This is a genomic window from Allobosea sp. OAE752 (genome assembly GCF_050433265.1).
GTDB classification, from domain to species: Bacteria; Pseudomonadota; Alphaproteobacteria; order Rhizobiales; family Beijerinckiaceae; genus Allobosea; species Allobosea spartocytisi.
In genome coordinates this window covers 15,180-39,784 of record NZ_JBNPXO010000012.1, presented here as the reverse complement: position 1 = coordinate 39,784, position 24,605 = coordinate 15,180, and the positions used below count along the sequence as shown (strand labels likewise).

29 protein-coding genes and 1 pseudogene are annotated in these 24,605 nt (G+C 63.4%); 13 read left to right on the top strand and 17 right to left on the bottom strand.

The window, feature by feature from the left end; all coding sequences use genetic code 11:
• Positions 1-97: 97 nt before the first annotated feature.
• Both GGC47_RS24005 and GGC47_RS24000 read left to right on the top strand, forming a co-directional pair.
• Positions 98-319, top strand: coding sequence for a hypothetical protein (locus GGC47_RS24005; RefSeq protein ID WP_429069272.1), 222 nt, complete (start codon positions 98-100; stop codon positions 317-319).
• A 62-nt stretch (positions 320-381) separates the two neighbouring features.
• Positions 382-513 carry a hypothetical protein gene (locus tag GGC47_RS24000; protein ID WP_429069269.1) on the top strand — a complete coding sequence of 44 codons (132 nt, stop codon included), beginning with the start codon at positions 382-384 and terminating at the stop codon, positions 511-513.
• Positions 514-603: 90 nt separating this feature from the next.
• On the opposite strand, the gene GGC47_RS23995 is transcribed toward GGC47_RS24000, so the two are convergent.
• The 10 genes from GGC47_RS23995 to GGC47_RS23950 all read right to left on the bottom strand — a co-directional run bounded on the left by GGC47_RS23995 (position 604) and on the right by GGC47_RS23950 (position 11,923).
• Positions 604-1,629: an Ldh family oxidoreductase gene (locus GGC47_RS23995; RefSeq protein ID WP_429069267.1), complete on the bottom strand. Its 1,026-nt coding sequence runs from the start codon at positions 1,627-1,629 to the stop codon at positions 604-606.
• Complete coding sequence (locus tag GGC47_RS23990) at positions 1,626-3,326, bottom strand: hydantoinase B/oxoprolinase family protein (RefSeq protein WP_429069264.1); 1,701 nt, start codon at positions 3,324-3,326, stop codon at positions 1,626-1,628. The genes GGC47_RS23995 and GGC47_RS23990 overlap by 4 nt, the downstream gene beginning before the upstream one ends.
• Before the next feature lie 23 nt (positions 3,327-3,349).
• The gene (locus GGC47_RS23985) at positions 3,350-5,398 is read right to left on the bottom strand and encodes a hydantoinase/oxoprolinase family protein (RefSeq protein WP_429069262.1); all 2,049 of its coding nucleotides are present in this window, start codon (positions 5,396-5,398) and stop codon (positions 3,350-3,352) included.
• Positions 5,399-5,492: 94 nt separating this feature from the next.
• Positions 5,493-6,287: an ABC transporter permease gene (locus tag GGC47_RS23980; protein ID WP_112764417.1), complete on the bottom strand. Its 795-nt coding sequence runs from the start codon at positions 6,285-6,287 to the stop codon at positions 5,493-5,495.
• A gap of 12 nt (positions 6,288-6,299) precedes the next feature.
• The gene (locus tag GGC47_RS23975; protein WP_429069494.1) at positions 6,300-7,160 is read right to left on the bottom strand and encodes an ABC transporter permease; all 861 of its coding nucleotides are present in this window, start codon (positions 7,158-7,160) and stop codon (positions 6,300-6,302) included.
• Between the two features lie 14 nt (positions 7,161-7,174).
• The gene (locus tag GGC47_RS23970) at positions 7,175-8,239 is read right to left on the bottom strand and encodes an ABC transporter ATP-binding protein (RefSeq protein WP_429069260.1); all 1,065 of its coding nucleotides are present in this window, start codon (positions 8,237-8,239) and stop codon (positions 7,175-7,177) included.
• A 20-nt stretch (positions 8,240-8,259) separates the two neighbouring features.
• Positions 8,260-9,285: an ABC transporter substrate-binding protein gene (locus tag GGC47_RS23965; protein WP_429069492.1), complete on the bottom strand. Its 1,026-nt coding sequence runs from the start codon at positions 9,283-9,285 to the stop codon at positions 8,260-8,262.
• 104 nt (positions 9,286-9,389) lie between these two features.
• Positions 9,390-10,058: an RraA family protein gene (locus GGC47_RS23960; RefSeq protein ID WP_429069257.1), complete on the bottom strand. Its 669-nt coding sequence runs from the start codon at positions 10,056-10,058 to the stop codon at positions 9,390-9,392.
• Positions 10,059-10,074: 16 nt separating this feature from the next.
• On the bottom strand, positions 10,075-10,881 hold the full coding sequence (locus GGC47_RS23955; protein ID WP_429069254.1) for a carbon-nitrogen hydrolase family protein: 807 nt from the start codon (positions 10,879-10,881) through the stop codon (positions 10,075-10,077).
• A 157-nt stretch (positions 10,882-11,038) separates the two neighbouring features.
• Positions 11,039-11,923, bottom strand: a complete 885-nt coding sequence (locus GGC47_RS23950) for a LysR family transcriptional regulator (RefSeq protein ID WP_429069251.1) — start codon at positions 11,921-11,923, stop codon at positions 11,039-11,041.
• A gap of 474 nt (positions 11,924-12,397) precedes the next feature.
• Between GGC47_RS23950 and GGC47_RS23945 the strand changes: the two genes are divergently transcribed.
• From GGC47_RS23945 to GGC47_RS23915, 7 genes are all read left to right on the top strand, one after another.
• Positions 12,398-13,567, top strand: a complete 1,170-nt coding sequence (locus GGC47_RS23945; RefSeq protein WP_429069249.1) for a pyridoxal-phosphate dependent enzyme — start codon at positions 12,398-12,400, stop codon at positions 13,565-13,567.
• Positions 13,568-13,629: 62 nt separating this feature from the next.
• On the top strand, positions 13,630-14,559 hold the full coding sequence (locus tag GGC47_RS23940) for a transporter substrate-binding domain-containing protein (RefSeq protein ID WP_081925562.1): 930 nt from the start codon (positions 13,630-13,632) through the stop codon (positions 14,557-14,559).
• A gap of 74 nt (positions 14,560-14,633) precedes the next feature.
• Positions 14,634-15,299 carry an amino acid ABC transporter permease gene (locus tag GGC47_RS23935; RefSeq protein WP_142021522.1) on the top strand — a complete coding sequence of 222 codons (666 nt, stop codon included), beginning with the start codon at positions 14,634-14,636 and terminating at the stop codon, positions 15,297-15,299.
• 13 nt (positions 15,300-15,312) lie between these two features.
• On the top strand, positions 15,313-15,984 hold the full coding sequence (locus tag GGC47_RS23930) for an amino acid ABC transporter permease (RefSeq protein ID WP_429069247.1): 672 nt from the start codon (positions 15,313-15,315) through the stop codon (positions 15,982-15,984).
• Positions 15,985-15,992: 8 nt separating this feature from the next.
• On the top strand, positions 15,993-16,775 hold the full coding sequence (locus GGC47_RS23925) for an amino acid ABC transporter ATP-binding protein (RefSeq protein ID WP_038366169.1): 783 nt from the start codon (positions 15,993-15,995) through the stop codon (positions 16,773-16,775).
• Between the two features lie 202 nt (positions 16,776-16,977).
• Positions 16,978-17,121: a thioredoxin domain-containing protein gene (locus GGC47_RS23920; protein ID WP_429069244.1), complete on the top strand. Its 144-nt coding sequence runs from the start codon at positions 16,978-16,980 to the stop codon at positions 17,119-17,121.
• A gap of 300 nt (positions 17,122-17,421) precedes the next feature.
• Positions 17,422-17,763, top strand: a complete 342-nt coding sequence (locus tag GGC47_RS23915; protein ID WP_429069242.1) for a hypothetical protein — start codon at positions 17,422-17,424, stop codon at positions 17,761-17,763.
• Positions 17,764-18,304: 541 nt separating this feature from the next.
• Here the strand turns inward: GGC47_RS23915 and GGC47_RS23910 are convergent.
• The 3 genes from GGC47_RS23910 to GGC47_RS23900 all read right to left on the bottom strand — a co-directional run bounded on the left by GGC47_RS23910 (position 18,305) and on the right by GGC47_RS23900 (position 19,688).
• On the bottom strand, positions 18,305-18,637 hold the full coding sequence (locus GGC47_RS23910; protein ID WP_429069239.1) for a hypothetical protein: 333 nt from the start codon (positions 18,635-18,637) through the stop codon (positions 18,305-18,307).
• Between the two features lie 560 nt (positions 18,638-19,197).
• Positions 19,198-19,362, bottom strand: coding sequence for a type 2 periplasmic-binding domain-containing protein (locus tag GGC47_RS23905; protein ID WP_162720192.1), 165 nt, complete (start codon positions 19,360-19,362; stop codon positions 19,198-19,200).
• A 50-nt stretch (positions 19,363-19,412) separates the two neighbouring features.
• A complete protein-coding gene (locus GGC47_RS23900) occupies positions 19,413-19,688 on the bottom strand; it encodes a LysR substrate-binding domain-containing protein (RefSeq protein ID WP_429069237.1) in 276 nt (91 codons plus the stop codon).
• A gap of 37 nt (positions 19,689-19,725) precedes the next feature.
• Between GGC47_RS23900 and GGC47_RS23895 the strand changes: the two are divergent.
• Positions 19,726-19,836 (top strand): annotated as a pseudogene (locus GGC47_RS23895) (CsbD family protein); the annotation flags it as partial.
• Between the two features lie 202 nt (positions 19,837-20,038).
• On the opposite strand, the gene xth reads toward GGC47_RS23895, so the two are convergent.
• The 3 genes from xth to GGC47_RS23880 all read right to left on the bottom strand — a co-directional run bounded on the left by xth (position 20,039) and on the right by GGC47_RS23880 (position 22,021).
• Positions 20,039-20,815 (bottom strand): exodeoxyribonuclease III, encoded by a 777-nt coding sequence (gene xth, locus GGC47_RS23890; RefSeq protein ID WP_429069236.1) that lies wholly within the window; start codon positions 20,813-20,815, stop codon positions 20,039-20,041.
• Between the two features lie 272 nt (positions 20,816-21,087).
• On the bottom strand, positions 21,088-21,327 hold the full coding sequence (locus GGC47_RS23885; RefSeq protein WP_429069233.1) for a DUF2171 domain-containing protein: 240 nt from the start codon (positions 21,325-21,327) through the stop codon (positions 21,088-21,090).
• Between the two features lie 169 nt (positions 21,328-21,496).
• Positions 21,497-22,021, bottom strand: coding sequence for a cupin domain-containing protein (locus GGC47_RS23880; protein WP_429069230.1), 525 nt, complete (start codon positions 22,019-22,021; stop codon positions 21,497-21,499).
• A 300-nt stretch (positions 22,022-22,321) separates the two neighbouring features.
• Here GGC47_RS23880 and GGC47_RS23875 point away from each other — a divergent pair, with 300 nt between their 5' ends.
• The 3 genes from GGC47_RS23875 to GGC47_RS23865 all read left to right on the top strand — a co-directional run bounded on the left by GGC47_RS23875 (position 22,322) and on the right by GGC47_RS23865 (position 23,349).
• Positions 22,322-22,507 carry a hypothetical protein gene (locus tag GGC47_RS23875; protein WP_142021083.1) on the top strand — a complete coding sequence of 62 codons (186 nt, stop codon included), beginning with the start codon at positions 22,322-22,324 and terminating at the stop codon, positions 22,505-22,507.
• Positions 22,508-22,804: 297 nt separating this feature from the next.
• Positions 22,805-23,053: a hypothetical protein gene (locus tag GGC47_RS23870; protein WP_429069228.1), complete on the top strand. Its 249-nt coding sequence runs from the start codon at positions 22,805-22,807 to the stop codon at positions 23,051-23,053.
• The gene (locus tag GGC47_RS23865) at positions 23,053-23,349 is read left to right on the top strand and encodes a SemiSWEET family sugar transporter (RefSeq protein ID WP_038366155.1); all 297 of its coding nucleotides are present in this window, start codon (positions 23,053-23,055) and stop codon (positions 23,347-23,349) included. Before GGC47_RS23870 ends, GGC47_RS23865 begins: the two co-directional genes overlap by 1 nt.
• A gap of 251 nt (positions 23,350-23,600) precedes the next feature.
• Here the strand turns inward: GGC47_RS23865 and GGC47_RS23860 are convergent, their stop codons facing one another.
• Entirely contained in the window at positions 23,601-24,479 is an 879-nt protein-coding gene (locus tag GGC47_RS23860) for an alpha/beta fold hydrolase (protein WP_429069225.1), read from the bottom strand.
• Positions 24,480-24,605 lie beyond the last annotated feature (126 nt).

Below are 24,605 nucleotides of genomic sequence, written 5' to 3'. Positions count from 1 at the left end.
CTTCAGCCGGCGGAATCATTGTCTGGCGCCCTCTTGCCAGCGGCGACGCCGGACTTAGATTTTTCATCGCAGGTCCACTTTTCGGGGGAAAGGAGCCATGCCTTTTTCATCGTTGACGGATCCGGCTGATCTGGCCCGGGCTTGTGCTGCGTTGGAAGCTGTGTGGAGCGAGGTGAAGCCGGCTATCCCCGAGCGGGAGCATGATGAGCAGCGGCGGAGGATTGCCTATCTCGTCGCCGGATTTGCGCCGATGGCGCTCGACCAAGAAGACCTCAAGCAAAATGTCTTGCTTCACCTCCGTCAGAATACCTCGGCCTGAGCGAGCCCTATCAAACATCGCCCGGTTTCGCTTCGGCGGGGTCGGGCCTTTTCGAGCAGCACATGGGCGAACTGCGGAACTGCACCGATGCGGCCGAATGCGGCATGATCATCGCCGAACTCGCCGTAGTGCTGCGGGAGCGCGATGCCGCGCTGGAAGAGATCGACGCCTACGTCAGCGAGCCTCCGTGTTGAGGGAGGCTGTCGGCCTGTCGAGATGCTAGCCCGCCGGATCGACCGGCGGACCCGCGCGGTGTGGAATGAGGTTGTGACAGCGTCCATCGATCAGGCCGCGTAGCGCAGCAGCTTCTCGTGCAAGGCCTTGGGGATAGTGATCCCCTCGGAGGCGGTGCGGAGCCGGGCTCGGCTGCGCCGCCCGCCCGGCAGGCGCGCGCCCTCCTGTTCGGTGATGGCGCGGAACAGGCGTTCGAGCCGCTCGCCTGAGCCGGGACCAGCGATCGCGCCGGTATCGATCGCGACAAAGAACTGGCCAGTGCGCGGCGAACCACCGAGATTGTCGGCGAAGGAGGAGGCGTCGATCGAAAGATTGGCGCCGGTCAGCCAGGCTGCGAATATTTCGACGATGAGCGCGAGCCCCGCGCCCTTGTAACCGCCGGCCGGCACCATCGTGCCACCCGCCAGCGCCGCCTGCGGATCGGTCGTGGGATTGCCGTCACGGTCGAGCGCCCAGCCGGGCGGAATCGGCTCGCCGCGCTGCTGATGTACGACGATCTCGCTCTTGGCGACGACGCTGGACGACTGGTCGAGGACCAGCGGGTCCGCCCCGGCGCGCGGCACCGCAAGCGCGATCGGGTTCGTGCCGAAGACCGGTTTCGTCCCGCCCATCGGCGCAATCGAGGCCGGCGCATTGACGAAGGCGAGAGCGAGCAATCCTTCGCGTCCCAATCGCTCGACATGGTAGCCGACGACGCCGCAATTATAGGAATTGGTCACCGCGAGCGCGGCGATGCCCTGCGCCTTTGCCGCCTCGCACAGGGCGGGCAGGCCGAAATCGATGGCCGGATGGGCGAACCCCCCCTTCGCGTCGACGCGGACCAGGCCGGGCCGGGGGCTATCCAGGACTGGACGAGCCTTGCCGTCGATCTTGCCGACCTTGGCATGTTCGCAATAGGTCGGCAGCCGGGCGAGGCCATGGCTGTGGATGCCCTCCGCCTCGGCCGCGACCACCGAAGCGGTGATCGCGGGTTCATTGCGCGCATCGACGCCGCAGGCGGTCAACACCCGCCGGGTCAGCGCTTCGACGTCGGAGAGGCTGAGATGGACGGCGTCCATTGGCTGATCATCGCTCATGCGACGGCTCCCATCTGTTCGGAGTAGCCGTAGAGCGAGACGGCTTTTTCGGGGCTGATCATGCCGTCGGCGAGGTCCTTGGCGATGCGCTGCGGATCGCGCTTCAGCGGATCGCCGAATCCGCCGCCGCCCGAGGTCTCGATCGTGACGACGTCGCCGCGCTTCAGCGGAATGCCGGAGATCTTCGAGCGCAACGGGGTCCGCGATCCATCGGGCCGTGTGATCGTCATGCTGCTGAGCGAGCCAGGCTGGCCGCCATGGACGCCATGCGGCGGGAAGCGGAAGCGCTCGAAATGGGCGCCGAGCTTGCCGGCATCGGATTCCAGCCGCCATTCCCTGACGAGCCCGAGCCCGCCGCGGAATTGCCCGGCGCCGCCCGAATCCGGGATCAGCCCGTATTTCGTGAAGGTGACCGGGTACTTCGCCTCGACCATCTCGATCGGCGCATTGGTGTTGTTGTGCAGCCCGCAGGAGAGCGCGCTTGCACCGTCGCCGCCGGCATGGCCACCCCAGCCGCCGACCTCGATGTCGAAATAGACCTGCCCTTTGCCCTTCCGGCCGACCGTCTGCAGCGCATAGACATAGGAGATCGCGTAGTAGGCCGCTGGAATGCGCTGGGGCGCGATCTCGGCCAGCGCCCCAAAGACGGCGATCGCGATGCGGTGATTGATCACCATGCGCCCCGCGACGGGGGCCGGGAACACGGCATCGACGACGCTTCCCTCGGGCAATGTCACGGTGACGGGCCGGTAGCAGCCGGAATTCGCGGGAATGTCGCCGCCCAGCGCGGCGAGCAGAGCGTAATAGACGGCGGAGCAGGTCATGGCGCGAGTGTTGTTGACCGGGCCGCTGACCTGGGGGCTGGAGCCGGCGAAATCGAGCGCGATGCTGTCACCGGTCTTGACGATTTTCACGGCGAGTCGGATCGGCTCGTCGGATTGGCCGTCATCGTCGACCAGCTCGACGAAGCAGGCCTCGCCATCGGGCAGCGCCTTCAGCCCGGCGCGCATCATCGCCTCGGAGCCGTCGAGGATCGCCGCCATTGCGGCAGCCAGCGAATCCGCGCCGTATTTGCGGGCCATGCGGGCGACGGCGCGCTCGCCGATGCCGAGCGCCGCGATCTGCGCGTTGAGGTCGCCGCGCGTCTCGTCGGGCTGGCGGACATTGTGCAGCAGCATCTCGAAGACGCCAGTGTTGAGCACGCCCTTTTCGACGAGCCGAAGCGGCGGGATTCGGATGCCCTCTTGGAACACCTCGGTCGCGGCGGCGTAGTAGCTGCCGGCGGCGGCGCCGCCGACATCGACATGGTGGCAGAGGGTGCCGACGATGCCGACGCGCCTTCCATCGACGAAGACGGGCCGGAAGGTCTGGATATCCGGCAGGTGCTGGCCCCCGGAATAGGGATCGTTGGTGACGATCACGTCGCCATCCTGCCATTGGTCGAGCGGGATGAAGCGGTCGAGGATCGTGCGCAGGCAGTCCGACATCGAGTTGAGATGGACGGGGATGCGCGCCGACTGGGCGATGTTGTTGCCTTCCGCGTCGAAGACGGCGGTCGAGAAATCGAGAATCTCGCGCACCACGGTCGAGCGGCTGGTGCGCCAGATCGTGATGCTCATCTCCTCGGATGCCGCGACCAGCGCATTGCGGATGACCTCGAGGCGGATCGGGTCGATGCCCGGCTGAGGGTTGGACATGGGTTTCGTCATGATCTGGGACCTCAATGGCTGTCGGCGCGGTCGGCGATCAGGGCGCCCGACGTATGGGTCAGGATCGTCCAGCCGGCGGGGAGATAGATCGAGGTGTAGGGCTCCTCGACGATGGCGGGACCAGCGACCGGCGCGGTGCGGCCAATTGCGTCGCGCTCGCGCACCGGCGTCGCGACTGCACCATGGCGGCCATGGACCCGTCGGGTGGGCGCGGTGTCGTCGACCTTCGTCTCGATGCCTTGCGCGGGCACCGGCTTGGCGAGGCGGCCGACGGCCTTCAGCCGGAGCGCTACGATCTCGACCGGCACCTCCGGCTCATCATAGGAGAAACGCTGGCGATGCAGGGCATGGAAGCCTGCGGTCGCCTTGGCGACGCCCGCAGGTGCGAAATCGGCATCGTCGAGCGCGACGCGCAGATCGAAGGCCTGGCCGGAATAGCGCAGGTCCACCGCCCATTCGAAGCTCTGCGCGGCTTCCATGACGCCGTCCTCGGTCAGCAATTGCCGCGCTTCCGCGACGAGGCGCTTGGCCTTCTCGCCCAGGCCGGGTGCGAGATCGGCGAAGAGACCGATCTGCGTGGCGCTGAGATCATGGGCGATGTCGGACCAGAGGATGCCCCAGGCTGAGAGCGTCGAGGCATGGGCCGGGAAGATCACGCGACGGATGCCCAGTTCCTCCGCGACCTCGCAGGCATGGACGCCGCCGGCGCCGCCGAAGGAAAGCAGCGCGAAGTCCTCGGGGTCCATGCCCTTCTCGAAGAGCGAAAGACGCGTCGCTGTCGCCAGTGCCGAATTTGCGACGTCGATGACGCCGGCCGCGACCTGGTCGACCGAGAGGTTGAGGCGGCTCGCGATCTCCTGTGCAGCCTTCTGCGCGGCCTGCCGGTCGAGCGGCATTGCACCGCCCATGAAGCTCGCCCCGTCGAGGCGGCCGAGCAGCAGATTGGCGTCGGTGACAGTGAGCTTCATTCCGCCTTTGCCGTAGCAGGCGGGGCCTGGATCGGCGCCTGCCGAATGCGGACCGATGCGAAGCCGCCCACTCTCGTCGACCCAGGCGATCGAGCCGCCGCCGGCGCCGATCGTCCGCATCTCGATCATCGGCAAGCGCACGGGCAGACCGTCGACCTCGCCCTCGTTGACCATCGAGATCGCGCCGTCATGCACGACCGAGACGTCGAAGGAGGTGCCCCCCATGTCGACCGCGACGAGATTGGGCTCGTCGAGCTCGGCCGAAAGCCGCTTGGCCGCGGCGGCGCCGCCGCTGGGGCCGGACAACAACAGTCGCGCCGGTTCGCGGCCGGCCTTGGCGAGGCCGGAGACGCCGCCATTCGACTGCACGAGATAGACCTGCGCTTCCGGCAGCTCCTCCTTCATGCGGCCGGCGAGCCGGTCGGTATAGCGTTGCACGATCGGCACCAGCATGGCGTTCAGCGCGGTCGTCGACATCCGCTCATATTCGCGGATCTCGGGGGAGATGTCGGAGGCGAGCGTGATCGCGACGCCTGGCAGCAGCTCGGCGAGGATCGCGCCAACGCGCCGCTCATGGGCGGGGTTGGCATAGGCATGCAGCAAGCAGACTGCGACCGATTTTACGCCGGCCTTGGCGAGTTCGGTGGCGACGCGGCGTACGCCAGCCTCGTCGAGCGGCACGGTGATCTCGCCCGCGGCATTGACGCGCTCGCTCACGCCAAAGCAGAAGCGCCGCGCCACCAGCGGCTCGGGCTGAGCGAGCGTGATCGCATAGACATCGGTGCGGCCATGGCGCCCAATCTGCATCACGTCCTCGAAGCCGGCCGTCGTGACGACAGCGCCGAGCGGTAGCTTGCGTTCGAGCACGGCGTTTGTCGCGATGGTCGTGCCGTGCAGCAGATACTGCACCGCCTCCATCGGAAAGCCGAAGCGCTCGGAGGCCTGCCTGATACCGGTCAGCAGGCCGATCGAGGGATCGGCCGGCGTACTCGGCGTCTTGATCTGGTGCATCGCGCCGGAGGTCGCATCGAGAATCTCGATATCGGTGAAGGTGCCGCCGATATCGACGGCGATGCGAATATCCTGATCCATCAGGCAAGGCTCCAGTGTTCCCGCTCGCGGCCGGCGAGCGGGTCGGGTGGTCGAAAGGCGGTGTTCGGTTCGAGCTAGTGCGTGTTCGGCCGGCTCATTTGACGAAGGTCTTGGCCAGGCCCGAGGTCCGGTCGACCACGAGCACGACGAGAAGGGTGAGCACGACGAGGAGCACGGAGAGCGCCGCCACCAGCGGGTCCGCCTGCTGCTCGACATGGTGATACATCGCGACCGGCAGCGTCTGGATGCGCGGGCCGGTCATGAACAAGGAGAGCACGACCTCGTCAAACGAGACGAGGAAGCACAGCGCCGTCGTGCCGATCAGTCCCGACTTCATCATCGGCAGGGTGATCCGGCGGAAGACCGTGAAAGGCGAGGCGCCGAGCGTCGAAGCGGCTTCCTCGACAGCGATCGGCAGCGTCGACAGCGCCGTGGCGAGCACGCGCAGCGCATAGGGCAGCGTCACCACGAGATGGGCTGCGACGAGGCCGGGGAAGGTCGCGAGCAGCCCGTAGCGGGCGAAGACGATCAGAATGGCGAGACCGAGCACGATCGTCGGCAGCAAGAGCGGCGCGGTGAAGAGGCTGGAGAGCGCCTCTGCCCCGCGCGGCCTCAACCGCACTAGCGCGAAGGCCGCAGGCAATGCGATGACGAGACAGAGCACTGTGACCACGCAGGCGAGAAGCAGGCTGGTCCAGAAGGCGGCAGTCATCTTCCCGTCCAGGAAGATCGCCGGATACCACTTAACGCTCCAGCTCGAAGGCGGGAACATCATATAGCTGTCGCCGGAGAAGGAGATCGGCACAACGACGATCAGCGGCGCCAACAGGAAGGCGAACATCAGGAACGCCAGCAGCTTCAGTGCCGGGGAGACGGGACGTTCATCCATGACCAGCCTCCCTCACAGGATCGCGCGGAGCGCGCGGGTGTAGAGCACGAGCGCGGCCCCGAAGATGACGAGCACCAGGATCGACAGCGAGGCGGCCAGCGGCCAGTTCAGCGTCACGATCGCCTGGTCGTAGATCTCGGTCGCCAGCAGAAAGACGCGCCCGCCGCCGAGCAGTTTCGGCGTGATGAAGGAGGAGACCGCGAGTACGAAGCAGAGCAGGCAGCCGAGCGCGATGCCGGGCAGCGTCAGCGGTAGGATGATCCGGCGGAAGATCGTGAAGGGCGGCGCGCCTAGGGTCGATGCGGCCTCCTCGACACGCGGGTCAAGCCGCCCGAAGCCGGCGAGAAGCGCCAGGATCATATAGGGCATCAGGATTTCCGTGAGACCGATGACCACGCCGGTCTTGTTGAACATCAATCGCAGGCGCTCGAGACCGAGGCCACTGACCAGATTGTTGACCAGCCCGTTCTCGGAGAGGATCGCGATCCAGCCATAGGTCCTCACCACCGCCGAGGTCAGCAGCGGCGAGATCACCAGCACGAGCAGGATCGTCCTCCAGGTGCCGCTGGAGCGGTGCAGATAGAGCGCGATCGGATAGGAGCAGATCAGCGTCAGCAGAGTGATGCCGAGGCTGACTGTGATGCTGTTGACGATCAGCTCGGCGTAGAAGGTGTCGGCGATGACCTTGGCCCAGGTCGCGAGCGAGAAGGCCTCGCGCATCGTACCGGTAGGCTCGACCTCGTAGAACGACATGCGTGCGAGATTGAGCACCGGCGCGAGGAAACCGAAGGCGTTGACCAGCGCGATCGGCGCGATCAGCGCGATGACCAGCACAAGCCCGTTCCGGCGCGGCTTGGCCACGGCGGCTGGCATGGTGATCGCCGCGCTCACGCCGCCGCCCCGTAGACGAAGACATCCTGCGGCCGCCACGACAGGGCGACTGGCGTCCCCGGCGCGAGCACGGCCTCGCCGCCGCGCGTCGCGAGTTCGACCGAGACGGTCTGCCCGGCGACGTCGATGTCGTATTGCAGGATATCGCCCGCGAAGATCGCCCGCATGATGGTGCCCGCGACGCCTCCGCCGCCGGCCGGTGCCAGGGCGATGCGATGCGGCCGGACCATCACCTCGACTGGGCCCGACAGGTCGACGGGCGCCGCGATGCGTTGGCCGCCGAAATCGGCGAAGCCGTCCGTCGCTACGGCCTTCAGGCGGTTGGTACGGCCGACGAAGCTCGCCACGAAGGCAGTCTTCGGGCGCTCGTAGAGATCGACCGGCGTGCCGAGCTGTTCGAGCCGGCCCTGGTTCATGACCACGACTTTGTCGCACATCGTCAACGCCTCGCTCTGGTCATGCGTCACGAAGATCGCGGTGATTCCGAGCCGCCGCTGGATGTCGCGGATCTCGTTTCGCATCTCGTCGCGCAGCTTCGCGTCGAGATTGGAGAGCGGCTCGTCGAAGAGCAGGATCGATGGCCGGATGACGAGTGCACGCGCGAGCGCCACGCGCTGCTGCTGACCGCCCGAGAGCTGGGCCGGCCGGTGCTCTTCCTTGCCGGTCAAATGCACCAAGGCGATCGCTTCCTTCACGCGTTTCGCGATCTCGTCCTTCGGCACCTTGCGCATCTCAAGGCCGAAGGCGACGTTCTTCGCCACGCTCATATGCGGAAACAGCGCATAGCTCTGGAAGACCAGGCCCATGTCGCGGCGGTGCGTCGCAACCTCGGTGAGGTCCTGCCCGCCGACGACGATGCGTCCCGATGTCGCCGGCACGAGGCCGGCGATCATCCTGAGTGAGGTCGTCTTGCCGCAACCCGAGGGGCCGAGGAAGGCAACGAGCTCGCCCTTGGGGACCTCAAGGTCCAGATTGTCGACCGCCGTGAAGCCGGCATAGCGCTTGGTCAGCCCCCGGATGGAGAGAAAGCCCTGGCCCGGTGCCGTGCTGGTGTCGGTCATGACGGTCTATCCTTCTCGGCTCAGCGGCTCAGCGGGATCACCTTGCGGCGCCACTGCTCCATGATCGGCTCGCGAACCTTGGCGAGAGCGATCCAGTCGATCGGGATAACCTTGTCCATGGACTTGACCGCGGTGCGCGCGATCGCGGCGTCCGAGATCTGGGCCTTGGCGTTGGTCGGCGCGTAGAACATGCTTTCGGTGAAGGACTTCTGGGCCTCCGGCGACAACGCGTAGTCGATGAACTTGGCGCCGGCATCCTTGCCGGGGCCGCCGGCGACATAGTTGATCGTGTTGATCTGGAAGACGCTGCCTTCCTGCGGGAGGATCACCTTGAGCTTGCCGCCGGATGCGTCGGCATTGACCTGCGCGCGGGCGTTCCAGCCGGCGCCGGCGGCGGCCTGACCGGAGATGATCACGGGATAGACTTCCGGCTTGGGCTCCCAGGTCTGGACGTTGGGGGCGATCTCCCCGAGCGCTGCGATGCCTTGGTCGACGCTCTTGAGATAGTCGGTGCCGCCGCGCGCCTTGTCCATGATCAGGACGAGCGACAGACCCTGGATATCGGGCATGCCGGGGATCGCGACCTTGCCCTTGAGATCGGGCTTGGCGAGGTCCATCCAGCTCTTGGGCGTCTCCTTCACGACGTCCGAATTATAGAGCATGACGAGATTGTCGAAGGTCACGGCGACGCCGTCGACATCGGCGATGCGGGCGTTCGGATAGAGATCGGAGACGTTCTTCGAGACCTTGTCGTCGATCTTGATCAGCAGCTTCTCGTCGGTCGCAGCCTTGGAGACCGAGACGTCCATGATCACAACGTCGGCCTGCGGCGCCGCTTTCTGGGCGCGCAAATTACCGAGCATCTGGGCCGAGTTCGGCAGCGGGAAATAGTCGACCTTGATGCCGGGATTGGCCTTCATGAAGGGCTCGATCACGGCCTTGGTGTAACGCTCCTGGAACAGGCCAGAATAGGCCATGACCGTGACGGTCTGTTGCTGCGCGAGCGTGCCCTGCGCATAGAAGCCGGCTGCCAGCGCGATGGCCATGGTGAGCTTCGTCGATGTCTGCATGTCCGATCCCCTCTGTTGTTGCGCGGGCGGTGCTCCACCCGTCGTCAGGCCTGATCGATTGATTCCGTGTCTCAGACGCCTCAGGACTTGGCGAGCTTGCCCTCGACCAGAGCGGTCGCGCCGGAAATATCGGGCAGCTTCTCGCCCTTGCGCAGGCTCTCCAGGAGCACGAGTTCGTTTTGCTGCATCTCGATCGCCTTGCGGGCGTAAGCGTCGGCGGTTGCGGTCTTCAGCACCACCACGCCGCTTTCGTCGCAGAGCACCGCGTCACCGGGTTCGATCGTCTGGCCTCCGACACTGACGGGCACGTTGATCGCCCCTTCCGTGCCGAGGATCTTGGTGGTGATCGGCGAGGGGCCGCGGCACCACATCGGCATGTCGGTCTTGACGATCTCGGAGAAGTCCGTGGCCGGGCCGTCGATCACGCCCGCGGCGACGCCGGCGTTCTTCATCGCATGGGTAACGACGCCGCCCCAACAGGCATGCTTGGTGTCGCCGCAGCGGTCGATCACCACAATGTCGCCGGGGCGCACCAGCTTCGTCAGATAGTGCAGCGCCGTCGAATCCGCGTGGGGAATTCGGATCGTGACGGCCGTGCCGGCGATGCGCTTGGTCGGCAGCACCGCCCTGATCTCGCGATCGACGAAGCCCGAATGCAGCACATGGCCGATGGTCGCGACCTCGCATTGCTGAAGCAGGGAGATAAGATCGCCGGAGATCTGCGCCGGCATGGGATTGACGGTGAACATGGATGGCTCTTTCCGCTCAGGCGATGACGTGATGGTTGGCGACCGGCACCGCCGCACGGACCTTCGCCGTGTAGTCGAAATCGAGCCGGCCGGTGGTCGTGCCGACGCCGTCAGAGGCCTGCGCGGTGACAAGGCCCCAGGGATTGATCACCATCGAATGGCCGTAGCAGGCGTTCTTGCCCTGGGCGTGCGTGCCGGTCTGGCCGGTGGCGAGAAACCAGGTCTGCGTTTCGCAGGCCCGTGCCCGTGCCAGCAATTCCCAGTGGTCCTTGCCCGTCATCAGTGTGAAGGCCGCGGGCAGGACGATGACGTCCGCGCCGGCGTCGCGCAGCTTGCGGAAGAGTTCGGGGAAGCGGATGTCGTAGCAGATGGCGCAGCCCACGGTCGTCTCGCCAACCCTGTAGGTCACGACCTCCCGCCCGCGCGAAACCATGTTGGACTCGCGATAGCTGACGCCGCCGGGCGCATCGACGTCGAACAGATGGATCTTGCGGTAATGCGCAATCTGCTTGCCGTCGGGCCCGAAGACGATCGTCGCGTTGAAATAGTCGTCGCCGTCGCGTTCAGCGACGCTGCCCGCATGGATGGTCACGCCATGCTTCTCGGCTAGGCCTGACATCAGGCGATAGCTCTCGCCGTTCGGGAAGGTCTCGGCGCTCGCGCGCATCGCCGCCACGTTGCCATCGAGAAAGGCGTAGTATTCGGGCAGGACGATGAGATCGGGCTGGTCTTCCGCGACGACCTTCTCGACCATGGCCCGGGCCGTCTTCAGGTTCGCGGACTTGTCGTCCTGCGAGTTCATCTGGATGAGTGAGACCTTCATCGGCATTCTCCCCGCTGTCGGTGCGGCAGGAGAGCAAACCCCCGATGGGCCCGCAAACGCGAAATTCTTGTTCGCCCCGACAAGAATTACTTATGACAGCACCGTGACCAGGGCGTGCCTGTTGTCGAGGCAGATCGTCATAGAGTCGGCAGTCGGCTCAGGACGCCGCGATTTCCGCCGCCATATCGGCGATCAGGGCCGGCAGCGTGTTTCCCGGATTGTCGTTGAAGACGGCATGGAAATGCAGTGGCGGCAGCCTTGCCTCGACATCGAGCACATGCAGCTCGCCGGTATCGAGGAACTCCTGCACCACCGCCTGCGGCAGCACCGCGACGCCGACGCCGTCCCTGACCAGCCGGGTGATGGTGGCAAGCGAGTTCGAATTGAACACCCGCACCGTTTCGGTGTCGATCCCAGAAAGCTCGATCGCACGCAGCACCGAATGGTGTGGCTGCGAGCCCTTCGAATAGGCGAAGATCGGATAGGCGGTGAGGTCGCCGATGGCGAGCCGGCCGGGCTTCAGCGGCAGTTTGGGCGAGCCGATCCAGAGACAGTCAAAGACGCACAGCTCGATGTTGCGGATATGCGGCGCGACCACCGGCCCCATGATCAGGCCGAGATCGATCTGCCCTTCCTGGATCTGGCGAGAGAGATTCAGGCTGGTGTCGACGTTGAGGTCGATCGCGACGTTCGGATAGGTCTCCTTGACCCGCTCGATCAGGCGCGGCAGCCAAGCATAGACGACGGAATCGACCGTGCCGATCAGCACCGTCCCGCGGACCTGGCCAGCATCGGCGATCGAGCGTTCGAGTTCTGCGACCATGCGCATGATCGCCTCCGCCTGCGGCAAGGCTCGCTGGCCATGCGGCGTCAGCCCGACATTGCGCAGGTCGCGCTCGAACAGACGCACGCCGAGCTCCCGCTCCAGCGTCGCGATGCGGTTGGAGACCGCAGCTTGCGTGGTGCAGAGCTTCTCGGCGGCGACCGAGAAGTTCCGCAGCCGTGCGACCCAGACGAAGGTTTCGAGGAATTTGAGGTTCACGCCATGCCACGTCAGCTACGCGCGCCCAGGCGCGAGGGAGCCTGACTTAGCGCTGTTTGGGGAGGGCCGTGAAGTGTGTACCATCCGTCGAGAGCATCTTCCGCGCTTGACGGCCGATCGAAGAGAGCGCTCAGAGCCTCATCACATTACGCAAACGGCCCAGCAGGCGTCGTCTGGGTCACGGGTCGGCACGATGCTAATCAGCGCGGCAATGATGGTATCGAGGCGCCAACCGACATTGCCGTTGCCAGCGCCCAACGTCCGCTTCCTGGCACGGATTCAACTTCCGCTTCTGGATGGCGCAACGCGCCGGTTTGTTCCGGGCACGAGCTCACTTGTTGCAATCGCCTTTTTGAGGTGTCGCCATTGCGGAATCTGCGATGACAGTTTCGGCTTGGCTCTTCATTCTCGCTTCGGTTGTCTGGACTATATCCTGGAGGAGGAACCGCCATGAAGCTCCGCTGTGTCGATTGCATGGCTGAGCTCGCACCGCGATGGGCATATGAATGCCAGGCCTGCGGCGGCATTCTGGAGCAGGTCGGGAATGACGGCGTTCCAGCTTTTTCCTTCGGCGAGGGGCAGACGCCGCTCATTCGCGCCGAGCGACTGGAAAGAGCACTGCCGGGTTTCAAGGGCGAACTCTGGCTGAAGGACGAGACCCGTAACCCAAGCGGCTCCTTCAAGGATCGGTTGATCGCAGCCGCGCTCGGCCGTGCCATCGCCACGGGCGTGCGCGGCGTCGTCTGCGCGTCATCGGGAAATGCCGGAGCGGCGACGGCGGTCTACGCCGCCCGAGCCGGCATGCCGGCGATCGTGGTCGTCCCGGCGCATACGCCGCCAAACAAGGTGACGCAGATTGCGGCGCATGGCGCGGTTCTGCTCCTCGTTGAAGGGAATTACAGCCGCTCCTATGACCTTGCCCGCGCGCTGGCGGAGCGGCATGGCTTCGTCAACCTGACCACGACCTTCATCAATCCTTATGCCGTCGCTGGGCTCACTGCTGTCGGACGCGAACTCTTTGCCCAGCTCGACGGCGTCCCGCCGAGCCATGTCTTGATTCCGACAGGCAGCGGCCCCCTCGTCAAAGGTGTTTGGCAGGGCCTCAAGGAAGCGGGTGCCGCGACGCACCTCGTTGCCGTGCAGGCGGAAGGATGCGCACCAATTGCTCGCGCTTTCGCGGCGGGTGCAGAGCACGTCACGGCGTGGAGCACGCCCGAGACCATCGCCTCCGGTATCAGCGATCCGCTGATCGGCTATGAGCGCGACGGCAGCTATACGCTGCGCCTCGTGAAGGAAAGCGGGGGACTGGTGCTGGCGGTCAGCGATGCGCAGCTGCGTGAGGCCATGTTTCGGCTGGCGAGGCTGGAGGGGGTCTATGCCGAGCCGACGGGCGCAAGCTCGGTCGCCGCCCTTCCGCAGCTTCTGGGCGGGGGGCACCTTGCCCCGGGATCGCGCATCGTCTGCCTGATCACGGGACATGGTTTCAAGGATGGACGCGCCTTTCAAGAGATGCCCGTCAGGCTGCATCGCGTCTTTGATCCAGAAGACACAGCGGCGGTGGCTCGTCTCTGCGAAGCAGCGATCGAGCAGGGCGAGGAGACGAGCCTCTCTCTCGGGCTGGGCGTCCTTCGAGGCCTGGCCTGAATTTTGCTGCCGTATCGTCAGCGACCGAGCCGGTCGCTGACGATACGGCAGAGGAGAGGGCAATGGGCGCTCATGATGACCAGGCACCGGCAGTAGACGGCGATCTTACGGTCGAACGGCGCAGCCTGTTCGGACTCGGCCTCGCTGGTGCAGCTCTGGGCGGTCTCGCGGCGAGCAGTGTCGCGGCGCTCGCGCCGACGCCTGTGGCAGCGCAGACAGTCGCCAAGAGCAAGCTGTACACCATCAAGGAGCGCGGCAAGCTGATCGTCGGAACCGGCAGCACCAACCCGCCCTGGCATTTCCAGGACGCGAGCGGCAAGCTCGCCGGCATGGATATCGACCTCGCCCGGCTACTCGCCAAGAGCCTTTTCGACGATCCGGATAAGGTCGAATTCGTCATCCAGGGTTCGGATGCCCGCATTCCAAGCCTCGTCACCGACAAGGTTGACATCGTCGTGCAATGGATGACCGTGACCCCCGGTCGAGCCCAGCAGGTCGAGTTCACCATTCCTTATTACCGCGAGGGCAACGGCCTGCTGATGCTCGCCAAGGGCGGCAAGTACAAAAGCTATGCCGAGCTCAAGGCGGCTGGCAAGGCGGTGACCATCGGCGGCATGCAAAACGTCTTTCTGGAGGAGTGGATCCACAAGGCCTTGCCCGAGGCCAAGGTCGATGCCTTCGACAGCCCCGATGCGGCCATGCAAGCGCTGAATGCCCGCCGCATCGACGCCTCGATGCAGGATCAGTCCGCTATCCGCTGGCTGATGCAGCAGGCGCCCGACCGCTTCGTCGATTCAGGGTTCGGCTGGATGCCGAATTCCTATGCATCGGCCGTGAAACCTGGCGATCCGATTTGGCTGAATTGGGTCAACACCGTTTACAAGGAGGCGATGATGGGCGTCGACTTCGACACCTTCGCCGCCTCGTACAAGAAGTGGTTTGGCATCGAACTGTCGCTTCCCAAAGTGGGATTTCCGCAGGAATTCGCCTGATCCATCCGGATCCACTGTCTCCCGGCGGCGAGGCCTGACCGGCTTCGCCACGTCGTCCCCGGATCGCAGGCATGATCGATTATCATTTCGACTGGTCCGTGATTACGCGGAACTGGGACAAGTTTACCGACGCGCTGCTTCTAGGGCTTGGGCTGGCCGTCGTCTCGCTGGCGATCGGATCTATCATCGGGTTGTTGGCGGCCTATGCCCGGCTGTCGCCCCGCAAGTGGCTGTCCTACCCTGTTTGGGCCTATGTCGAGTTTATCCGCTGCACCCCGTTGCTGCTGCTTATCTTCTTCCTCTATTTCGGCCTGCCCGAATTCGACATCACCGTGCTTGACAAGAGCCAGAGCTTCGTTCTGTCGCTGTCGCTCTATGCCGGGGCTTATATGTGCGAGGTCTTCCGCTCCGGCCTGGCCTCGATCCCGAAGCAATATGTCGAGGCGGCGAAGGCCATCGGGCTAAGGCCGCTGCAGCGTCAGCTCTACGTCGTCCTGCCGGTGATGTTCAGGATCACGCTGCCGGCCGTCAGCAATAATCTGATTTCGCTGTTCAAGGACACCTCGCTCGCCGCCGCCATCGCCGTGCCGGAGCTGACCTTCACCGCCCGCCAGATCAATGCCAACACCTTTCGCGTCATGGAGGTTTGGTTGACGGCGAGCGGGCTCTATCTTGTCACGGCCTATGTCATCGCCACCTTGCTGCGCCTGGTCGAGCGCCGTTACGCAGCCATTCGCTGAGGAGCCGGCGGGCATGACCTTCACCCCCGGCACCTTCTGGTTCGAGGCTTGGGCGGCGCGCGAGGCGCTGCTGGTCGGCCTTGGCGTGACGCTCGCCAGCTCGATGTTGAGCATCGTGATGGCCACGGTCTGCGGCATCGCCGTAGGGGTCGCGCTGTCCTATGGCTGGTGGTGGCTCAGCGGCCTGGCACGTCTTTACGTCGACGTGATGCGCGGCATCCCGCTGCTGGTGCTGATCCTATTCACCTATTACGGCCTGGCGCTGTTCGGCATCAATGTGCCGGCATTCTGGGCAGGAGTCGTTGCGCTCGGCGCTTTCGCCACCGCCCATGTTGCCGAGAACTTCCGCGGTGCCGTGCAATCGGTGCCGGCTGGGCAGATGGAGGCGGCCAAGGCGATCGGCCTCACATTCCGCCAGCGACTCGCGTACGTCATCCTGCCCCAGGCCTTTCGCAGGATACTGCCGCCTTGGGTGAACACCGCACTGGAGATCGTCAAGGGCACAACGCTCCTCTCTATCATCGGCGTGATCGAGCTGCTTCTCGCCGCCCAGCAACAGATGGCGCGCAACTATATGATCGTCGATTTCTATCTACTCACGCTGGCGCTCTATCTCGTCATCAATTTCGCGCTCGCTCAGCTGGGCGGGATGCTTGAGCGCCGCTTCTCCTATCTACGCTATTGAAGGCCGCCATGAGCGAACCGCCTCTTCTTCAAGCCACCAATGTCCGCAAGCACTTCGGCAAGGTCGAGGTGCTGAAAGGCATTGATCTCACCATGCGGCAGGGCCAGGTCGTCTCGCTGATAGGGGCTTCTGGGTCCGGCAAGACGACCTTCCTGCGATGCATCAACCTGCTGGAAGAGCACGATGGCGGCGAAATCCTGCTCGATGGCGATCCGATCGGCTACAAGCTGGCCGGAGAGACACGCAAGCGCCTGAGCGAAACGAAGATCTCCGCCCAAAGAGCCCGAATGGGGATGGTCTTCCAGCAGTTCAACCTGTTCCCCCATCTGACGGCGGCCGAGAACGTGATGCTGGGCCTCGTCAAGGTGCAGGGCAAGCCAAAAGCGGAGGCGACGGACATCGCCAGCCACTGGCTCGGCCGCGTCGGCCTAGGCGAGCGCAAGGACCACTATCCCTATCAGCTCTCGGGAGGGCAGCAGCAGCGCGTCGCTATTGCGCGGGCGGTCGCGATGCAGCCCCGCCTTCTGCTCTTCGACGAAGTGACCTCGGCGCTGGACCCCGAACTCGTCGCCGAAGTACTCGGTGTCATGCAGGCACTGGCGGAGGCAGGCATGACCATGTTGCTGGTCAGTCACGAAATGCTGTTCGTGCGCGAGGTCTCACATCACGTGGTCTTTCTTGACCAAGGCCGCGTCGCGCAGGAAGGGCGGCCTGAAGATGTGTTCGATCATCCGGAAAACGAGCGCCTGCGCAGCTTCCTCGGGCGCTTTCACGGGTTATTCGGCCGCTGACATCACTAATAGTCGATGGCCGGATGAAAGATTTTCTGGTGCTGTCAAAAAAAGGCGTCATGGACCGTACGGTTTATTGGGAACAACCGGCGCACATTTCATCACGGCCTGGCCAGCCTGGACCGGAGGCCGTTGGCACAGCAGGTGCCGGGAACTGGCGGGCTCGAAGGTGCGAGCGCGGCGGCCGTCCGAAGGTGGCGTGATGGACGTCGTCACCGATTACAACCCGGCCTGCGGGATTTCCCGTAACGCGCCGGACCTTATCCGCGATGCGAGCGTCGAGCCGCACGTCGTCGAGTGCCCGGAGACGCCGCCTACGCAGGCGCTGCTGAAGCTGCTGGAATAGTTTCTTGACCGGGCCGGGCGAACCGTCCGGGAAATCCTGCGCCAGGAGGGGACGCTTCTCGCAAACTCGGCCTCAGCGATCCGAGCCTTTCCGACGATGCTCTGCTCGATGCGATCGCGGCACATCTCATCTTGATGTACCGCCCGCCGATCGTGTGGGCGGATTACCAACCGCATGGAGCGCCAACGCCTTCAATGGTATGTGCCGGCGATATGCTCGACGACTATCGCGTCGCGAGCCCCGGAATGTTCGCGAACCAGGCCGGCTATCCCAACGTGCAGATATCGCGAGAACCGACGCTTGAGCCGCGATGTGTGCCGGCCATTCCGCTTTCAGCGCAAAAATAGGGCTGGCGAGATCATCGCCGCGCCCAATATGATGACGACAAGCGTTCTCAGCCAGACGGCTCGGGTATGGGGCGAAAAGATCCAGGAACTCTTCATGCAAACTGAGCCACAGAACGAACTGAAAGGCGTGGAATTTAGCAACGAAATCTGGCCTAAGGTCAATACTTGCCTGCTCAGCGGAGCAGTATCAACCCGGGGACTCCGGATTGATCAGACCGTCTCCATCGCGAGGCCGCTTACCAGTCCGGTGGAAGAGATGGCAGATCTTGCTGCCGGCAATGGAGAGGAGCGCTGAAGCGCGTGCGGAAAGCCCCGGCATCATCCGCATCGGTAAAGCTTATGCGGATCCGCCTGTGGTCGGGCTCCCAAAGAATGCGAGCCTGATGCGGGATATGACGATCAATGAGCCATAGCCCAATCTCGTAGAGGCGCTCGTTTAGCATTGTCACGTCGAGCGGTAGATCGACATTGAAAGCGCCTTTCCGTCCAATCCGCGTGGTCATGGCGACGGCAGATTGCTGCACGTCGCCCTCCTGTTTGTCAGGTTCCGATGGTTTCACGGTACGCATGCCTTTCCGGCGTCTTCAATTGCAAAGCCCACCCGCATAGGGCGTGTTTCCTCACGTGATAGCGATTGAAGTCTGGGGAGCCGTCCTCCCACCAGACCGGTCCACGCTCGCCAAGTGCAACCTTGGCAGAACCGACGAGTGCGCGAGCGGCGTTTAGATTGCCGCGCTCGCGCTTTGCCTCTTTGATAGGCCCGGTGAGCATCCATCCGTTCGGCGACACGTTGATGACGCCAGCGCCTGCCGGCGAAAATACCGGGGTATGCGAGCCTACCATCCATGGCGGGCGTCGAGGACGACCTCGAAGTGCGTTACAAACTCCGGCTTGACCAGCAGAAAGCGATCGTCCTCGGGATAATAGCGGGCGCGGTTATGATCTGCGCCGGCGAAGGCCACTATCGCGTCGATCGAATCCCACCAGCTGAGCGTCTCGATCTCTGTCGTGCCATCAGGGAGATCTCGTAGAAGCATTTGGAATCCCAGATTGCCCGGCGTACCGCTGTAGTCGTCTCCGCCAGTCGAGCGGACGTAGTCGACATAGCCTGCGCGATCCCCGGTGCGGATTTTAGATGCCCAGCGTCGCAAGATCGATGCCGTAGTCATTCCACGCCTCCTACCCACTGACGGACGATCGACTAACGAATTGGTCGCGCCAAAGTTCACGCTGCTGCGATGCGCGAAACGCGGAGGGCACTTTCTCTAGATGTCCCATGCATCGTTCAAAAAAAAGGCCGGCGTCCCAAAGGGAGCCGGCCAAGGAGAAGCCGTGGCGCTGCGCCGAAAGCTTCGAGGGGAACGGTGGGACCGGGCTCCAGCGGGAGGGAGACTGGAGGGGTCAACAAACCGCTCGCCCAATATGGGTCATGCGTCTGGAAGCGCAATCCGCAATTCAGATAACTATGCCATGCGGCAGGCGCGCGTCGACGCACTAGTCCTGTCACCGATCCGGATCGGTCGAGCTGCAAAGGAGAACTGCTCTCCGAAGCTGGGAAGCGCGGCTCGGTTCTCAAAAATTCCACGGAGGTATCAATCTGTTGAGCTAAAAATCGTCGGTCAGAGCCCGTTTTCAGAAGGGCGGCACGACTGAGTCACAGTGCATCGAGTTATCGCCTCAGAAGTTCTGTTCGTTGACGTTTGGCTCGGGCAATGCGCTGCGGTCACGATCACTGCTTGCGGAGGATCTCGACAAAGCGTGCTGCCAATCGCGACAGCGGCCGGCTGCGCATGGTCATGAGACAGATCGTGGTGGGGATCTGCGGTTCCAAGGAGAGCTGAGCCAGCCCGTCGAAACGCTGCGCTTGCGTCAGCAGGCTGTCGATCAGCGTCATGTTCCCGGGCTCCGCCAGAAGATGCGCGGCTGAAATGCTGTAGGGAACGGTCATGAACGGGGCATATTCGAGCCTCTCACTCTCGAGCACTGCGCAATCAGCCAGCCGAGCGGCGACTTCTCGCGATCGAAGCAGATCATGCGCCGTGCTTTCAGATCATGCAGGCTGACGACGCGCCGCTTCGCCATAGCATCGTCCTCTCGCACCAGCGCGATGATCTCGCCGCCGGCCAGGGGCGTCAGCGTGATGTCGTCGGTGACGCGTGGGGAGAAGATCAGGCCGATATCGGCCGTTCCCGCGGAAAGCTCCGTCGGTGCGTCGCGCATGATCAGTTCGACGCGCGCCTGCGGATATTCGATCGTCATCGCCGGCAAGCGCGACCAGCTCGAAGGCAAGATCCAGGAGCGCTACGGCATCGAGAAGGACAAGGTGAAGACTGACGTCGACACCTGGTACAATCGTCAGACCTGGTGATCACCGACGGCTGAGCCCGTCGCTGCCCAGCGTGTGCTCGCCGCATGAAAGCCCGGCCCCTCCGCGGGCCGGGCTTTCATGCGTTGACCCTTCACCGACAAGAGTAGCTTCGCGCGCCCGCCAGCGAGCATGCTTCAAGCGCCCGGCCATCGTCTTGAAAGCTAGAACCGGTTAAGCGTTGGGAACGCTGGCCATAGTCAGGCTAGGGCGGCAGAAGCTCGATCATAACCGGCGCGTGGTCGCTGGTGTGGTCCCAGCCTCGCGGAGCGCGTCGAACTCCCGCGGATTTCAATCGGAGTGCAAGGGTGGGGCTGAGCAGAATATGGTCGAGGCGAAGTCCCGCGTCGCGTTCGAATGAGTTTCGCCAGTACTTCCAGAATGTATAAATTCGCTCTCTCGGATGAAGGTGTCTAACGGTGTCCGTCCAACCCTGATGAATCAGGTCGGCATAGGCCTTCCTAACCTCTGGACGAAAGAGAGCATCATCTCGCCATCGCTCGGGTGCATAAACGTCGAGCTCCGTCGGCATGACATTAAAATCGCCGAGGAGTGCGACCGGCACGTCGTGCGAGAGCAGTTCGTCTGCATAGCTCAGCAACCGGTCAAACCAGCGAAGCTTGTATTCGAACTTGGGTCCCGGGACCGGATTCCCGTTGGGGAGATAGAGACATCCGATCAGTACCCCATTGACCGCCGCCTCGATGTATCGGCTGTGGCTGTCATCAGGATCTCCCGGCAATCCCCGGCGGGTGAGGACCGGCGGTCGGCCCCGTGCGAGGATAGCGACACCATTCCAACTCTTTTGACCGTGCCAAACCGCCGCGTAGCCGGCTTGCTGCAATTCGAGCTCCGGAAAACGATCAGCTGAACATTTCAGCTCTTGTAGACACACAACGTCGGGGCAGTCTTGCTTGAGCCACCGGAGAAGAACGGACAACCGGCCATTTATGCCGTTCACATTGTAAGTCGCGATCTTCAATGACGGCTCTCCTCAAACGCGATACCGCCAACCGTCAAAAGTCCTCGAGCAGGGCCAACGCGCCGCCAAAGCGAGAAGCCGACAACGGCGAACCTGGCCTGCTGATCGCCAGTAGTCACCTCGATCGTTTCCAACCAAACCGGGAGCCCTCGATTTCGCCGTAGCGGGCGCGCGATCACCGATAGGATCACTCTGCCTCCAGAGGCGCTCGGACTGAGCCGCGAAGCTCGCCTGGGTGGGGCCAGCGACGATGGTCGCTGGCGTCAGTCCATTTACTCGGTCGCCTCCGACCATCTCTCCTTAGCCTCAGCCGCTGGGATGATCAGCTTGATCGTATCGTCCTGGAGGTCAACGACGAGCGCGAGGTCAAGGTAATGATGGGCTCCGCCCGACTCTGGATCATTCTTCTTGAGCTTGATGAGCTGGCCACTCAGAGCGTCGACGGTCCCGATATGCTCTCCATCGGATCCGATCACGCGCTGGCCTTCCTTGATTTGCTCCACGAACATCATCGCTAGCTCTCCTTCCGAATGCCACGGTCGGCAACGGGCAATCTGGCACCGAGGTTCCAATTGGCTGATGTCGCCATGATTCACATGGCCAGAAGGCCACGGCACCGCGCATCGATTTCGCGCGCCTTGCAGGCGCCAGCCGCAGGCACAAGTCCGATATTTGCGAGCCTCAAGGAACGCTGGCGTTCGCCCAGAAGCGGAGCATCGGTCCCTCATCACCCAAAACTGGATCCTTGGGCGGAAAGCTCAATAGGGCGATCCTCTGTTTCATTGCAGGCGATGGTTCCTCGCGAACGATGTCTCCAGCCTGGCCGGGCGGATACGCACCGACAACGAGGAAATCATCGGACTGCCTGAGGCGCCGATGCCCAGTCCCTGCGGGCAGCAGCAAGACGTCGCCAGCTTCCACCCTGATCTCGCGGCCGCCCTCTCCCCCGAGCACGAGCTCGGCCGACCCGGCTGCTATGCCAAGAACCTCATGGCCCTGGGCGTGGTAGTGGTCGAACTCGTAAATCCCATCTCGCCACTGAGGCGGCCATCCGTTTTCTTGGAAAATCTTCTCCATGAACGTGGTGAGATCAATGGTCGCCGCAGGATCGAACGCCCTTTCATAGATCAAGGCTGGCAACCTGGGATTGTTGGGAACGAAGCCCCGCGGCTCGAAATGCAAGGCGGTTACTGTCACCCGGGTCATGGTAGCCTCTCCAGAGAAGCTTCCTGAACTCCGGCGCACCATTGGACGTTCCCGCGTCGCGAGCCCGAATCGGGGAAAGCCGCGGATACCAGGATCACGCCCCACCGTCTGTCGACCGTGAGGAAACGCGTTTTGGACGGTTGGCTTTGGAAAGAGCCAGAAGGGTATCGCGCCAATATGGCCCTAACGGCGAAATGTCTCCCCGTGCGAATGTCGGCGCTTGTTGCCGAGCTCTTACTGGAACGAGCGCGGGACCACAGCGTTCAGTCTCCACTCAGTCAAAGAGTCAAGGAGACATCCGTGGAGAACGAGCACAACCCCGCAGTCGAGAGCCTTCGCCGGGAACAAAAGACGCAACGTAGGGAAGAGCGAGAACTGACACCCGATCAGAAGCTGGATAGGGCGCTCAAGGATACTTTTCCGGCGAGTGACCCTGTTGCCGAGCAGGTTCCGATCACGCCGGGTGCGGCGGAGGAAACGAAATGATCCGGGCCGCGTTTTCCAGTCTGGCTGGAGCCTGGATTGCTCGGAACGTCGAGCGAGGCGAAATCCCCGAGAGATTTGCTGTTCCCTTGACGCTGCTGGCGACCAGGTTGCCCACGCCGGTCATGCTTGCCGGGGCGGTGGGCTATGGCTTGTATCGGCTTAATCTGGAAGCCCGGGCTTTGCGCGCAAGGGATATCTCACCGAAGCCTGGCACAAAGAGTGCGGCGCGCGGCGCGACGTCTCGGCCCCGCCGAAATGGCAGAACGTCACGCAAGCCTATCGGAAAACAGGCTGCGGATGTTTAAGCCGCAGATGTCGATGCTTGCATTCGAGGCGCAGCAGGTCGTGTGGCTGCGCGGGATCGAACTCGCAAGGGGTGGTCCAGCCGCGAAACGAGAGGCTGCTCGGATGGTCAACGACAAAGCCGCGGCAAGCCAGCAGGCCGTTTTGAAGGCCGCATCAGATACGGCACCGAAGGCATTGTTCGTGGGTATCAGCGCAAGGTGCGGGCAAATGCTCGTCGCCTGTCTCGATAGGCGACTGTGATGAAGTGGATCGCGGTTGCTGGCACATTCGCGGCGGTGTGCTCGACGATCAGTTTCGTGCCTCAGGCCTGGCGGATCGTCAGAACACGCGATACGCAGGCGATCTCTCCGGTGACCTACAGTTTCACCGTCACGGGCTTCGCTCTCTGGACCGTATATGGACTTGGTCTGGGTGAGTGGCCTCTCATTGTCACGAATAGCATCTGTTTTGTTCTTTCCGCTTTCATCTTGGTGATGACGCTTCTACCACGGGGAAAGAAGGATGCCGTGGCGGATCGAATCGATCCATCCTCCTAAGGTCAGGCATGCTACGCTATCTCCGCCATGAGCTGCCTCGGACATCACCCACTCGATACCGACCGGACCCTGCTCGCGGGCGACATGCCAGCCAAGGAACTCGTTGATAGGGTGCGGGATGATGAACGCTCATTCCCCGTCGTGAATAATGGACCTTGGTGGCGCGAATTCCATCGAAGGCTCAAGCGGGTCCATATACCTCATGCGGTCCAGAGGCTTCCGTGGTTTCGTGGAGATTGCCAGGTGCTTCTTCAAATAGAATCTCGAGTTCCAGCGTCGTAAAAAAAACCATCGAGCGCCCGGGCCAGTTCGACGGGGGCCTCCTCCGCCATATGATGCCCGCTGGGAATGGAGGCTCCGCGAACGTCATTGGCCCATCTGCGCCATACCGCGACCACATCGCCATAGAGATGCACCAGGTCATCTCTCTCCGACCAGAGCGCCAGGACCGGGCAATCGAGCTTGCGGGCGTTGGCACGGTCGTCGCGATCATGGTCTGCGTCGATAGTCAAACCTGCCCGATAATCCTCAATCATCGTGTGGACCGTGATCGGATCAGAAATGGCTTCGAGGAAGTCTGCAAAATTTTCCTCGCCCATTTCTGCCGGCGAGCCGCCATACCAGGCTAGGGGGTCGGTCCCGATCGCGCGTTCCGGTTTCTCCGGCTGGGCATAAAAAAACCAGTGCCACCAGCGCCGGGCGAACTCCAAACGGCAGCGCTCCAGGGCCTCCAGGATCGGAACACCGTCCAAAACCGCCAGTCTACGAACCCGTGTGGGATGGTCCATCGCCATCCGAAACGCGACATACGAACCTCTGTCGTGTCCCGCGACACCAAAGGAGTCGTGCCCAAGCTGGTTCATCAGCTCGACCAGAGCTTGTGCCTTCGCCCTCTTGGATGAGTTTACATGGTCGGACCGGTCGGCAGGCTTATATGAGCCGCCGAACCCGGGGAGGTCTGGGCAGATCACCGTATGGCGTTCCCGCAGGAGCGTGGCGACTCTGTGCCAAGTCGTATGCGTGCGGGGATGACCGTGGAGAAGCAGAAGCGGTGGGCCGCTTCCGCCAACGCGAAACCGGATCGCTCCTCTCGTCAGCTCGATTGCCGCGAGCTTGAATCCTTCGAACATTCGCTGACCCTCCGCGTCAGGTAACAACGATTATTCCAGAGCGTTGTTCGGTCGCAGTTCCTTCGGGAACAGAACCCGTTCTTCCACCGTTCGAATGGCAGTCCGCGGCGTTGGAAGCCTCCTCGA